This window comes from uncultured Catenibacterium sp. (assembly GCF_900540665.1).
Lineage (GTDB): Bacteria > Bacillota_I > Bacilli_A > Erysipelotrichales > Coprobacillaceae > Catenibacterium.
Map to the genome: position 1 here is coordinate 1 of NZ_UQGV01000068.1, position 12,780 is coordinate 12,780.

Below are 12,780 nucleotides of genomic sequence, written 5' to 3' on the forward strand. Positions count from 1 at the left end.
ATTTTAAAATCAAAGAGGTTTTTGGTATTTAGTCGCTTAACTTAATACCATTGGATAAGTAAGATATTGTCTCTTTTTTGTAGTATGAATGTATATAGAGTAGATTTATAACATGATTGACACCTTATATGACACCATGTTATAATAAGAACAGGAGAAATGAATTATGTCGAAATGGGATAAACTAATTTTGAAAATTAGTGCATTATCAAAAGATTTACGTTTTTCTGAATTGAGAAAAGTATTGGAGAGTTATGGATATGTAATGAATAATCCTAAAGGAGGAAGTAGCCATTATACTTTCAGAAAAAAAGGGTGTATGCCTATCACAATACCTAAACATCAACCAATAAAAAGAGTATATGTTGAAATGGTAAGATTAATTATAGAAAAAGAGGAGAAGAATAATGAAAACGCTCAATGATTATATGGCTTTACCTTATCGTTTAGAAATAGTAGAAGATCAAGAAGAGGGTGGATATGTAGTTTCTTATCCTGATCTTCCAGGTTGTATCACTTGTGGAGATACAATAGAAGAGGCCATGAATAACGCAAAGGATGCAGAGAAAGCATGGATAGAAGCAGCATTAGAAGAAGGTATTGAGATTAATGAACCAGATAGCATTGAAGATTATTCTGGACAATTCAAATTGAGAATTCCTAAGACTTTACATAGAACACTTGCTTTGCATGCTAGAAAAGAAGGAATCAGCATGAACCAATATTGCGTCTATCTCTTATCTAGAAATGATGCATTACTTTCAAAATAGAACATCATCACTTGAACACATACACTTGTATGTGTTTTTATATATAGAAATGAAATTTCAATATTTAAGGTATTAGCTGAACATATATTTCGATTGATAATTTACATTGTTTTATTTGTCTAAAATGCGAAAAATCTTTTTGTCACCAGCCGGTGCAATTAAGCATGATGGAATCGTACCATCTATGTCTTATAAGTGGTTCATTGGTATGTGGGCTTGGGACTCTTAGAAACAGGTTGTAACTACTACTCAGTTTAATCCAGAATTAGCTAAAAATAATATTAGAGCATTATTCGACTACCAGATCACTAAAGAAGATGCTATTCGTCCACAGGATGAAGGTGCTATCATTGACTGTATTTTCTATAACCAGAACGAAGACCGCGGCGGTGATGGAGGAAACTGGAACGAATGTAACTCTAAACCTGCACTTGCTGCATGGGCAGTTCAGAGTGTTTATGAAGCAACTGGTGATAAGGAATTCTTAAAAGAAATGTATCCTAAGTTAGTTGCATATCATAACTGGTGGTATAAGAACCGTGATATCGATAAGAATGATATTGCTGAATACGGAGGAATGGTTCATGAAACATGCTATGACTGGCAGAACTATGAAAAACCTCTAACTGGTGAAAGCTATTATATCGGTGAAGAAGTAGAAGGTTTTGGTAAGATCGTTGGTGTACCATCTGCTGATGGAAATTAGCTACCTCTTTTTTTATTTCAATTTATTTCTCTATTTCATAGATGTTTCATATATGGCGGATATGATGAAGAAAAGGAGATGATAAAAAATGAAATTAATAAGAAAAGTAATGATGTTAGGAGTAGTATGCTTAAGTATTGCACTAGTAGGATGTCAAAATAAGACAGAGGCTCTTACAAGTTCAGTGACTATTAAGGATAAAACAAGTTTTAAGCCAATGAATGAGACAATAGATTATAAAGAAGATTATGTTTATGAGTATCTAGGTCTTAAATTCAGCTTGTCTCAAAATATAAAAGAGGCTATGAACAATAAAAGTCTTGTTATGCTTGATTCTCAAAGTGCTTTAAATGAAGAACTAAGATATGCCTTTTTATCTTTTAATAAAGTTTCTCGTAGGCAGCAGGATGCTGTTGTTCAAAATATGAACGAATATATGAAGTGGGAAAAGAACCTAGAACGTTCAGGAACTATTGGAATGTATAAAAAAGGAATGTCTGAAAAAGAAATAACAGAACTGACTCAATGTACATATCATAAAAAAATAGGTATTTCTCATGATGGACAGTATTCTTATTACATAAGTTATCAGAATGATACATTTAAAAGAGAACTGGAACAGTGTCATATAGAAATTATTGATCGTTTAGAAGAGAATGATAATGGTTTTGTTTTAAAGGAAAAGAAGGATTTAGAAAATACAGAGGTTTTCAATGATTAAACGTTCTATTTATTATGTCACAAGAAAGAAAAAACGTTCATTAATTATAATGATGATTTTAACGATTATTCTCTCATGTTTATATATTTCTTCCAGTATTACAATATCAGCCGCTCAGTTAGAAAAGACCATGTATGAAGCAGCAAATACGTCTCTATCGGTCACAAAGAAAGATCAATCATTATTTGACTATAGGGAATATAAGGAAATCAAACAAGCTAAAGGCTATACATTACATTATGAAGGTCTCACTCAACCAAGAAACCTTCATGTCATAGAAGCACAACAGTCAGTAAAAAGAGATGATTTGAGTGATGAATATAAGAACGTTATGTCTTATCTCGCAACGAATCAGACAAAATCTCATGCTTTATTTAAAAGTGGCAATTTTGTATTAAAAGAGGGCAGACATATTCAAGAAACTGATTGTAATAAGGTGATGGTTCATGAACAATTTGCGAAAAAGAATCATCTTGCATTACATGATTTTATAAATTTAGACAATAATAAGAAATATGAGATTATTGGTATTTTTTCTGGTAAGAAACAAGAAAGATATACAGGTTTAACATCAGATTTTAGTGAAAATATGTTGTTTATGGATTATTCTTCACAACAGACAAACAATGTTCATAAAATAATCATGTACTTTGATCATTTGAAGGATACCCGTTTAATGATGAAGCAATTAGAAAAGAATCATCCAGATGCTCTTGTTGAAATGGATACTAAGACATATGAGGAAACATTAGAGGCAATTACACATATACAATATATTATAAAAGTGATTGTATGTTCTTTAATTGTTGTTGCACTTGTCGTTCTTTCTTTAATTTTAATTTTATGGTTAAGAGAGAGACTTTATGAAATAGGTATTTTATTATCAGTAGGATTCCACAAATCGGAAATTCTTGGTCAATTTATTTGTGAATTATTATTTGTTTCAATACCAGCGGCGGTTCTTTCTTTTGGATTAGGTCATATATTCCTGAAATATGTAATCAATGTTTTATTAAAGAATGCATATTCTCTATTATTTGAATATGGATTCAGACAAGAAGGAATGACTTTTATAGGAAGTTATGGGATTCTAGCAGGTGTAATCATCATTTCAGTTATAACGACATGTGGAATGTTTTTAATAAAGAAGCCCCAAGAGATTTTATCAAAAATGAGTTAGGAGATTAATATGACTATATTAGAAATAGATAATGTAAGCTATCGCTATAAGAATACAAGAGAGAATATTTTAGAAGATGTGAATCAGACATTTGAAAGTGGCCAGTTCTATGCCATTATTGGTGCCTCTGGTGCAGGCAAATCAACATTATTGTCATTATTGGCAGGATTAGATGAACCACAAGAGGGACATATTCTTTTTGAACAAGAAGATATTAAACAAAAAGGTTATAGTTATCATCGAAGACATCATATTTCCTTGGTCTTTCAAAATTATAATTTGATTGATTATTTGACACCATTAGAAAATGTGAGATTGGTTGATAAAAAAGCATCTTCCTCAATATTGATCGAATTAGGCTTGAATCCAAATCAGATAAAAAGAAATGTTATGAAACTTTCTGGTGGACAGCAGCAAAGAGTTGCTATTGCACGTGCCTTAGCATCTAAAGCACGTGTCATTCTTGCAGACGAACCAACAGGGAATTTAGATGAGAATACTGCAGATGAAATAATCACAATATTGAAGAAGATGGCGAAAGAACGCAATAAGTGTGTGATTGTTGTGACTCATAGCAAACAACTCGCTCAAAGTGCAGATGTTGTTTTAGAACTTAAGGATAAGAAATTACAGATTGTTTAATGGGAGAGAAGTATATGATAAAAAATGCATGGGCTTATGTAACAAGAAAAAAGCTTAAATCACTTATTATGATATCTGTGATTGCAATCATGTCTACATTAGGTGTATTAGGCTTAGCCTTAAAAGATGCCACAGATCTTTCGTCTAAGAAGAGTTTAGGAAATATCACAAATATTTTTTCAATGGAAATCAATAGACAATATAATCCTGGAACGCCTAGAGGCGGAGGCAATGTAAAAGGACAGGATATTAGTCAGATTGCTCAGTGTAAAGAGATTGATTCTTATGTAAAGAGAATCAATAGTGTAGCGGATTTAGTGGGCTATGATATTGTAGAAACACCTGAAACATTGGCTTATCAATCACCTGAAAGAGCAAAAAACTTTAAAAGTACAGTAATGCTTACAGGTGTGAATGATTCTTCAAAAGAAAATAAGTTTGTATCAGGGGCTTATAAATTAGTGGAAGGAGAGCATCTTAAAGCTGGTGATAGAAATAAGATTTTGATGCATAAGGATCTTGCTTTAAAGAATCATTTAAAGGTAGGAGACCATCTTAAAATCAAATCAAATTTATATGATGCGGATAATGAAAAGCAGGCAAATGAGATTGTTGAAGTAGAAATTAAGGGACTCTTTGATGGGCATAATAAGGGCGGCGCAAGTGCACCGCAGGAACTATATGAAAATACTTTAATCACTGATGTGCATAGTGCAGCACAGGTATATGGTGAAACAGAAAAGACAGCTGTTTATCAAGACGCTACTTTCTTTGTGAAAGGTCAATATGATTTGAAACAGGTCATCAAAGTATTAGAGAAGCTTGATATTGATTGGAAAAATTATGTTCTGATAAATGGTGCTTCTAATTATCCAGCTTTACAGATGTCTATTTCATCCCTATATGGAATGGCTGATAAATTATTTTATGGTGCATTGATTTTTGCTGGAATAGTTGTTGCGCTTCTTCTTATGCTCTGGCTTAATGCAAGAAAGAAAGAAATAGCTATTATGCTTTCGTTAGGTATGACAAAAATGAGAATTTTTGGTCAATTGATGACAGAATTAGTATGGATGATGATACCATCTTATCTTATTGCTTACTTTGTTTCTGGTGCTTTAGCACAGTCATTTGGTCATACAATCTTAAATGGGGTGACAGGAGATATAACTAAACAACTAGCAAGTCAGGGCGTATCAAGTCAATTAGGAGCAGGCGCTGAAGTAGATGGCTTTAATAAGACACTTACGAGTCTGAATGTGCATGTTTCTAGTGATATGATGTTTATTGTTATTGGCTTCATGACAGTTGTACTTATTATGGCGTTGGTGATTTCTTCATTTAGAATTCTTAAAAATAAGGAAGAATCACTTATTTATACACGTTAATAGATAAATATATGTGTATAATATAAAAAAGGAGGGATAGTATGGATTTACTGATTGTAGAAGATGATCCTATAATTAGAGATGGTATGAGTGAATATTTATCAGAATGGGGCTATCATGTCATAGAGGCTAGGGATGGTCGTGAGGCTTTATCCTTATTTAATAAGGATATCAAGGTTGTTCTTTTGGATATTCAGCTTCCATTTATGAATGGATTAGATGTTTTAAAAGAAATAAGAAAAGAAAGTAATATCCCTGTTTTAATGTTGACGGCATTTAATAATGAAGAATACAAAATAGAAGCCTTTACTCAACTTGCTGATGGCTATATTGAAAAGCCATTTTCTCTGCCTGTCTTAAAAGCGAGAATAGAGGGACTTATAAAAAAGTATTATAGTTCTATAGAAATATTCAAATATAAAGATCTAGAAATCAATTTCACAAGTTATACAGCTAAAATAGATGGAAAAGTCATAGATAGTAAGCCTAAAGAATTAGAAATATTAAAATGTCTTCTTGATCATGAAGGGCAGGTTCTGTCAAGGATGCAGATTATAGATCAAGTCTGGAAAGAAACAGAAGAAATTCCTTACGATCGTGTAATTGATGTCTATATAAAGGAACTTAGAAAGAAGTTACATCTAGATTGCATATTAACTATTAGAAATGTAGGCTATAAATTGGAGAGATGATGAAAAAACTAAAGATATTTCCTAAAATGTTTCTCCAGATATTTTCTATTCTCAGTATTATTGTCTTATTGATTCATATCTCCATTTACTTGATATTTCCTAGAACTTATCTGGATACTAGAAAGGCTGATATTAATAAAACGGCGAATGAAATATCTCATAATCTAGAAGGTAAGGAAATCAATGAGATTGAAAGAACAATTGATTTGTATTCTAAAAACAGCGATATAAAAGTATTTGTGAGTCAAAAAAATAAAGACAATGAAGTAAAGGTTACAAAAGATCTGAATGTGAATTTGAACAGCCTCAATAATTCATTAATTATTGAGGAAAGACGTATTACTTTAAATGACGGACATCAATTGTATTTGAAATTTATCTCTACTGCTGATATGGTGCAGGATGCTAAAGATTTAAGTTTAGGTTTTCTTCCTTATTCATTATCTATTTCTCTTTTATTATCTGCTATCGTATCATTAATCTATTCAAAATCAATTAAAAATAATATTGATGAAATTAAGAATGTAACTGATCAAATGATGCAATTAGATAAGAATGTCTGTTTAGTCCATAACAGTGATGACGAAGTAGGAGACTTAAAGAAGCAGATCAATGAACTCTATTTTACATTATTGAAGTCAATAGATGATGTAGAACTTAAAAATAAAGAAATTCTCAAACTTGAAAAACTTAAATATGAATTTTTAAAGGCTGCTTCTCATGAATTAAAAACACCTCTAGCAAGTCTTAAAATCATTCTAGAGAACATGATATATAATGTAGGAAAATATAAAGAGAGAGATGTGTATCTTGGACAATGTGTAGATATAGTGGATGATCTTTCAAAAAATATCTCTCAAATATTATCTATCTATTCAATAGATCATCTAAAGAACGATGAAGAAGATGTTATTATAAAAGATGTTCTTAAAGAAGTCCTGAATAAATATGAGTTGCTCGCATATCAGAAGAATATCGTAATCAATAACAAGGTTGGTTTAGAGCATATATATATTGGTAGAAATGCATTCAGTGTAGTTTTATCTAATTTAATAAGCAATGCGATTAAGTATAACTGTGATTATGGAAGAATAGATATAGGGATAAAAGAGAATTGTTTCTATATAGAAAATACCTGCCAGGAGAATCACATGGAATTAAAAAAAGATACAAGTCATGGACTTGGCTTATATATCGTAGGTAACCTATTAAACAATTATCAGATAGACTATCAGATTATTCAGACAAAGACCACGTATCTCTTTAAGATGAAGATACAATGATGTATAACATAGAATTAAAAATCACTCAAAGTGAGGATTCTGGAGGCAGCTCAGCTGCCTCTTTTCTTATACAACAAGCTACATAATAATGCACTAATTGGTATTGTTAATACAATATCAAGAGTACCAGTAATACCTTGTGACATTTCCATCGCAATGAAATCAGAATTCATTCACTGAGGATATTGAATCTGATAAGCAAGAAATGTGAGTAAAATTATCATAGAACTAGTATTGAAAACAAATATGAAAGTATTAAATATTGTACCAACTATATCTTTTCCAATATTATCTCCATTCTTGAACGCAAGAGTTTCATCTGCAGAATCTACATTTGTATCAAGATATTTCATATCTGTATCCTGATTCATCACAACTGTACTCTGAGTACTTGTCTGATTTGCACTTACCGCAACAACATGACTAAAAAATCATCCCCTCGTAAAACTTGTCTTAAGAAGTTATGAATAGAGATTGACATTTAATCTTATTATAATATAATTACCATAGGTAATTACTAGTGGTAATTAAAAAGGAGAAGTATATGAATAGTCAAAAAACAAAGAAAATGTTGGATAGCTGTTATATCGCAAAAAGAATATTGGACTTATTACCAGAACTTCCGGAAGGTGTTCTTCCTTCTTATATTCGTTATTTAGAGACAATTATTGATTTGAAGGAAAGAAATGGAAGAGTGAAGGTTTCAGAAATAAGTAAAGCATTGAATCTGCCTAGACCAGGTGTAACACGTACTGTAGGTTCTATGGTAGAAAAGGGCTATTTAAATAAGATATCTTCTAAAGAAGATGGTCGTGTCACTTATATTGAAGTAAGTGAAAAAGGACAGGCTCTATTTGAAAAGTTTAATAAGGATTATTTTGAAGACTTATCTCAAAGGTTAAGTGATATTTCTATTGAAGAAGCAGATTGTATGATTGAAACAATAGAAAAGTTTTATCAAGTGATGTGTGAAAGGAGAAAATCATAAATGAATTCAGATTTTACTCAGGGAAGTATTTTTAAGAAATTAGTCGCATTTATGATTCCTGTACTGGGAGCTTTAGTATTACAGGCAGCCTATGGTGCGGTTGACTTACTTGTAGTAGGGCGTTTTGGAACAACAGCAGGCTTATCAGCTGTTTCTACAGGAAGTCAGGTATTAAATCTTGTCACATTTGTGATCACTTAGTTCGCAATGGGTATTACAGTACTCATTGCAAGATATATAGGTGAAAAGAAACAGAAACATATAGGAGCCCTTATTGGTGGATCAACAATTCTATTTGGTATTGTTTCAGTAATTCTATTTATTATTATGGTGCTGTTTGCGACACCTATCTCTACACTGATGCAGGCACCTTTAGAAGCACTCAATCTTACTGCTACTTATGTAAGAATATGTGGTGCAGGTATTTTCTTTATTGTGGCTTATAATGTTTTATCAGCTATTTTTAGAGGATTGGGCGATAGTAAGTCTCCATTACTCTTTGTGGCAGTAGCATGTTTAATTAATGTAGTAGGAGACTTAGTCTTAGTCGCTGGATTCCATTTGGATGCCGCAGGTGCTGCAATGGCTACAGTACTTGCACAGGCATGTAGTGTATTATTCGCTTTAGGACTATTAAAGAAAAGAAAACTTCCATTTGAAATACATAAACATGATTTTAAAATCAATACTCATTGCATTCGTGCAATGAAGATCGGTGTACCTCTTGCATTGCAGGAATGCCTGACTCAGATCTCATTCCTTGCATTATGTGCCTTTATTAATCGTTTAGGATTAGAGGCATCATCAGGATATGGTGTAGCCTGTAAGATAGTAAACTTTGCGATGCTTGTGCCTAGTTCTCTCATGCAGTCCATGGTTTCATTTGTGGCCCAGAATGTTGGCGCAAATAATGAAAAAAGAGCCAAGCAATCTATGTTTACAGGTATAGGAATTGGATTATTTATTGGTGTTATTGTATTCTGTTTAGTAATGTTTAAGGGGGATATGTTAACAGGTATTTTTACAACAGAACAAGGTGTTATTAATCAGGGCTATGCCTACCTCAAAGGATTTGCATTAGAAACAGTTGTAACAGCAGTGCTCTTTAGCATGGTTGGTTACTTCAATGGTCATGATCAGACACTCTGGGTTATGATACAAGGATTAATTCAAACACTTCTTGTACGTCTACCTCTTTCTTATTATATGTCTATTCAGCCAAATGCCAGCCTCACTCAAATTGGGCTTGCAGCACCAATTGCGACTATTACTGGTATTATCCTCAATGTATGTTTCTATATATATTTGAATAAGAAAATGAATTAGATAGCAGAAAATGCTGTCTTTTTTAGTATAATAGAAATACAAGTGGAGGTGCTTATATGGAATGGGAATATAATTTTTCTAAACGTGTATTAAATAGAGGTTTTAATTACTATCTAGATGGATATGTAGAGAATATATATATAAACGCTAAAAAGATTAAGGCGGTTGTTTATGGGACACATCGTTATCATGTAGAAATTGCATTAAATGGAGATAACATAAAAGAGATGTCTTGTGATTGTCCTTATGCATTAGATGGACACAATTGTAAGCATATGGCAGCAGTTCTATTTGAATGGGAAAGACGTGTAAGTCATCCAGAAATAGCTAATTCAGAAATCATTGATGATGCATCAGATGATGATATACGTTCTTTTCTTTTGCAGTTATTTAATGAAAATCCTGAGTTAGCAGAACGCTTCAACCAATTTATATCAAAAGAAAACTCTATGGATGCAATGACTAGCGAATTATTTACAATTATAAATCATTACCAATACGCTCATAAATATATTAATATTGATAATACTGTGCCTTTTTGTGAGGACTATGAAAAATGCGTATTTAAGTGGTTTGATCTTTTGGAACAGAAAGAAGAATATATTAATGCGATTCGTTTCTTAACTGAGGCTTATAGTATATTAGACTCTCTTGATATAGATGAAGATGAACAACAACCTTATGCTTTGTCATATTATATTAACGAAGCATTTTCATATCTTCTTCCTTATTTGAATATATCAGAAAGGAAAGAAATTTTTGAATTTTTGCGCCATCAATTTTATTCTATGAAAAATTATTCTTTTAAAATAGATCTTGTAGAGACTCTTCTCAGTCGTTTTATGGGAGACGAATATGTAAAGTTTCAACTTGATTTCGTAGAGGAACAATATGATTATTTTGGTAAGTATCCTACTGTATTTAATAGAGAATTTATGATTAATTCAGTTGTGAATGATTATCTTGAACTCTTAGAAAAGAACAATGCATCAAAAAAGGAGTTAAAAGATGTTTATAAAAAATATTGGAAATATGATTCTGTAAGAATGAGTTGTGTTAAAGAATGCATGTATGATAAAAATTATGACCAAGCTTTGAAATATCTTGATAAGTGTATTAAACTTGACTACAAAGATCAGTCTCTTTATAAGCGTGATGTAGAGATGAAGAAAGATATCTACAAAAAACAAGGAAATAGAGAAGGCTACAGAGAAATGATAAAGATACTTGTCCTTGATTTCCGTGATGCTGGTATGGAAGAATACATAGAATTAAAAAATTTGTATACGAGTGAAGAGTGGATTAAGGAAGGAGATTCTATCATAAAACAGATCAATTCTGATTGTCTCTTATGTGATATATACGCTCATGAGAACCTTCATAAACAATTACTTGATAGTATAATAAAAAGTAACAATAAAAGCTTGTTGAAACAATATACTCATCTTCTTAAAGATGAATATCCTGAACAGTTACTTCATATGTATAGAGTGGCTGTTGAAACAGAGGCAGAGCATGCAAGAAGTAGATCATATTATCATCAATTAGTAAGAGATTTAAGAACTATGAAACGTATTGATGGTGGTGATAAAGTCGTAGATGAAATTATCAAAAAATGGAAGGATCAATACAAAAACAGAACTGCAATGATGGATGAGTTAAGCAGAATATAAGTCCGGTGTGATTTTCTTATTGTATGCTTGGCAGGGCACTCATTCAGTCTGACTACAAGACATTACCGTAAAGTGAAAAAGTGTTATCGCAATTTCTTTGAGCATACGTGTAGAAATAATATTAATATTACTTCTTTTCTACTTTGCTATAATAAAACTATACATTGGAGGTACCTATATGGAATGGGAAACTTATTTTCAAAAACGAATATTGGATAGGGGGTATGACTATTATTTTGATGAACGCGTAGAAGATTTACGTGTTAATTCTAATAGGATTAAAGCAGTTGTTAATGGGACAGATTTTTATCATGTAGAAATCAAATTAAATGGAAATAAAATAATAGGCATGTCCTGTGATTGTCCTTATGCATTAGATGGACATAATTGTAAGCACATGGCAGCTGTTTTATATGAGTGGCAATTAAGAGTGACTCATCCAGAAATAGATAGTTTACAGCTTGTTGAAGATGCTTCAGAAGAGGATGTACGATCATTTCTTATTCAAGTACTTGATGATAATCCTGATTTAGTAGAAACCTTTAAACAATATACGCAAAATGAATTTTCTCTAGATACAATGATTGATGATTTGGAGGGAGTTTGTGATTCTTATAGTGCTGGTTATCATTATATCGATTATGAATTTAGCCGTGATTTTTGTGATAACTATGAAGGTGCTGTTGATAAGTGGCTTGATGTTTTAAAGAAAAGGGATCAATATTCCCTCGCATTTAGATTCTTATTAAAAGCTTATGAAGTATTCTATAAGCTAGATATTGAGGATAATGGAGGTGAAACGGTTGCACTTTCTGTTATCATTATAAACCAATGGGCAAATATAATTATGTGTATGGATGACTTAGAAAGATTAGAAGCTTTTGTTGAATTAGGACAATACCTCAACAGCATGAGAGATTATTATGATAGCCAAAAGATTATTGAAATATTTTTTGATTGTTTAAGTGGTAAAGAATTCTTAAAGCTGAAGCTTGATCTTGTGAAAAAACAGTTAGACTACATAGAAAGTCATGATGATATTTTTAATAGAGGATATGCAATTGAAGGATTTGCGAAAAAGTATCTTGAACTCTTAAAGAAGAATAAAGCATCAAAGAAGGAGATAAGTGCTGTTCATAAAAAGTACTGGGAACATATTCCTATTAGAATGGACTGTGTCTATACTTGTATTAATAATAAAGAATATGACAAGGCTTTAGATTATATTGACGAATGTATTGATTTTGAATATGAAAATCAAGATCGTATGAAGTTTAATATAAAATTGAAGAAAGATATTTATAAGAAGCAGAGAAATATCAAAGCTTACAGAAAAGAATTAAAGAATTTGATTCTCTTTTTCAAGTGTGCCGGGCATGGCACTGATTCAGTCGGAGATAGTCCGACCACA

16 protein-coding genes are annotated in these 12,780 nt (G+C 31.7%); 14 read left to right on the forward strand and 2 right to left on the reverse strand.

Features of this window, described 5'->3' with window-relative positions; translation table 11 throughout:
* The first annotated feature begins 166 nt into the window (after positions 1-166).
* The 9 genes from QZQ55_RS08740 to QZQ55_RS08780 all read left to right on the forward strand — a co-directional run bounded on the left by QZQ55_RS08740 (position 167) and on the right by QZQ55_RS08780 (position 7,382).
* Positions 167-424, forward strand: coding sequence for a toxin HicA (locus QZQ55_RS08740; RefSeq protein ID WP_295092428.1), 258 nt, complete (start codon positions 167-169; stop codon positions 422-424).
* Entirely contained in the window at positions 408-770 is a 363-nt protein-coding gene (locus tag QZQ55_RS08745; protein ID WP_295092431.1) for a type II toxin-antitoxin system HicB family antitoxin, read from the forward strand. The genes QZQ55_RS08740 and QZQ55_RS08745 overlap by 17 nt, the downstream gene beginning before the upstream one ends.
* A gap of 493 nt (positions 771-1,263) precedes the next feature.
* The gene (locus tag QZQ55_RS08750) at positions 1,264-1,476 is read left to right on the forward strand and encodes a hypothetical protein (RefSeq protein WP_295092434.1); all 213 of its coding nucleotides are present in this window, start codon (positions 1,264-1,266) and stop codon (positions 1,474-1,476) included.
* Positions 1,477-1,564: 88 nt separating this feature from the next.
* Complete coding sequence (locus QZQ55_RS08755) at positions 1,565-2,197, forward strand: hypothetical protein (RefSeq protein ID WP_295092437.1); 633 nt, start codon at positions 1,565-1,567, stop codon at positions 2,195-2,197.
* Complete coding sequence (locus QZQ55_RS08760) at positions 2,190-3,377, forward strand: ABC transporter permease (protein WP_295092440.1); 1,188 nt, start codon at positions 2,190-2,192, stop codon at positions 3,375-3,377. The genes QZQ55_RS08755 and QZQ55_RS08760 overlap by 8 nt, the downstream gene beginning before the upstream one ends.
* 9 nt (positions 3,378-3,386) lie before the next feature.
* On the forward strand, positions 3,387-4,019 hold the full coding sequence (locus QZQ55_RS08765) for an ABC transporter ATP-binding protein (protein WP_295092443.1): 633 nt from the start codon (positions 3,387-3,389) through the stop codon (positions 4,017-4,019).
* A gap of 14 nt (positions 4,020-4,033) precedes the next feature.
* Positions 4,034-5,407, forward strand: a complete 1,374-nt coding sequence (locus tag QZQ55_RS08770; RefSeq protein ID WP_295092445.1) for an ABC transporter permease — start codon at positions 4,034-4,036, stop codon at positions 5,405-5,407.
* A 41-nt stretch (positions 5,408-5,448) separates the two neighbouring features.
* Positions 5,449-6,099 (forward strand): response regulator transcription factor, encoded by a 651-nt coding sequence (locus tag QZQ55_RS08775; RefSeq protein ID WP_295092448.1) that lies wholly within the window; start codon positions 5,449-5,451, stop codon positions 6,097-6,099.
* Positions 6,100-6,125: 26 nt separating this feature from the next.
* Positions 6,126-7,382 carry a HAMP domain-containing sensor histidine kinase gene (locus tag QZQ55_RS08780; protein WP_363128274.1) on the forward strand — a complete coding sequence of 419 codons (1,257 nt, stop codon included), beginning with the start codon at positions 6,126-6,128 and terminating at the stop codon, positions 7,380-7,382.
* Between the two features lie 50 nt (positions 7,383-7,432).
* Here QZQ55_RS08780 and QZQ55_RS08785 read toward each other — a convergent pair whose 3' ends face one another.
* Entirely contained in the window at positions 7,433-7,555 is a 123-nt protein-coding gene (locus tag QZQ55_RS08785) for a hypothetical protein (protein WP_295092453.1), read from the reverse strand.
* Entirely contained in the window at positions 7,556-7,753 is a 198-nt protein-coding gene (locus tag QZQ55_RS08790) for a YibE/F family protein (RefSeq protein WP_295092456.1), read from the reverse strand.
* Positions 7,754-7,926: 173 nt separating this feature from the next.
* Here QZQ55_RS08790 and QZQ55_RS08795 point away from each other — a divergent pair, with 173 nt between their 5' ends.
* The 5 genes from QZQ55_RS08795 to QZQ55_RS08815 all read left to right on the forward strand — a co-directional run.
* Positions 7,927-8,370 carry a MarR family winged helix-turn-helix transcriptional regulator gene (locus tag QZQ55_RS08795; RefSeq protein WP_295092459.1) on the forward strand — a complete coding sequence of 148 codons (444 nt, stop codon included), beginning with the start codon at positions 7,927-7,929 and terminating at the stop codon, positions 8,368-8,370.
* Positions 8,371-8,571 carry a hypothetical protein gene (locus tag QZQ55_RS08800; protein WP_295092462.1) on the forward strand — a complete coding sequence of 67 codons (201 nt, stop codon included), beginning with the start codon at positions 8,371-8,373 and terminating at the stop codon, positions 8,569-8,571. It abuts the gene before it with no gap.
* Between the two features lie 6 nt (positions 8,572-8,577).
* The gene (locus QZQ55_RS08805; protein WP_295092465.1) at positions 8,578-9,696 is read left to right on the forward strand and encodes an MATE family efflux transporter; all 1,119 of its coding nucleotides are present in this window, start codon (positions 8,578-8,580) and stop codon (positions 9,694-9,696) included.
* Between the two features lie 56 nt (positions 9,697-9,752).
* Positions 9,753-11,369 carry an SWIM zinc finger domain-containing protein gene (locus tag QZQ55_RS08810; RefSeq protein WP_295092468.1) on the forward strand — a complete coding sequence of 539 codons (1,617 nt, stop codon included), beginning with the start codon at positions 9,753-9,755 and terminating at the stop codon, positions 11,367-11,369.
* A gap of 178 nt (positions 11,370-11,547) precedes the next feature.
* Positions 11,548-12,780, forward strand: a 1,233-nt coding sequence (locus QZQ55_RS08815; RefSeq protein ID WP_295092471.1) for an SWIM zinc finger domain-containing protein, incomplete at its 3' end; no start/stop codon positions are given.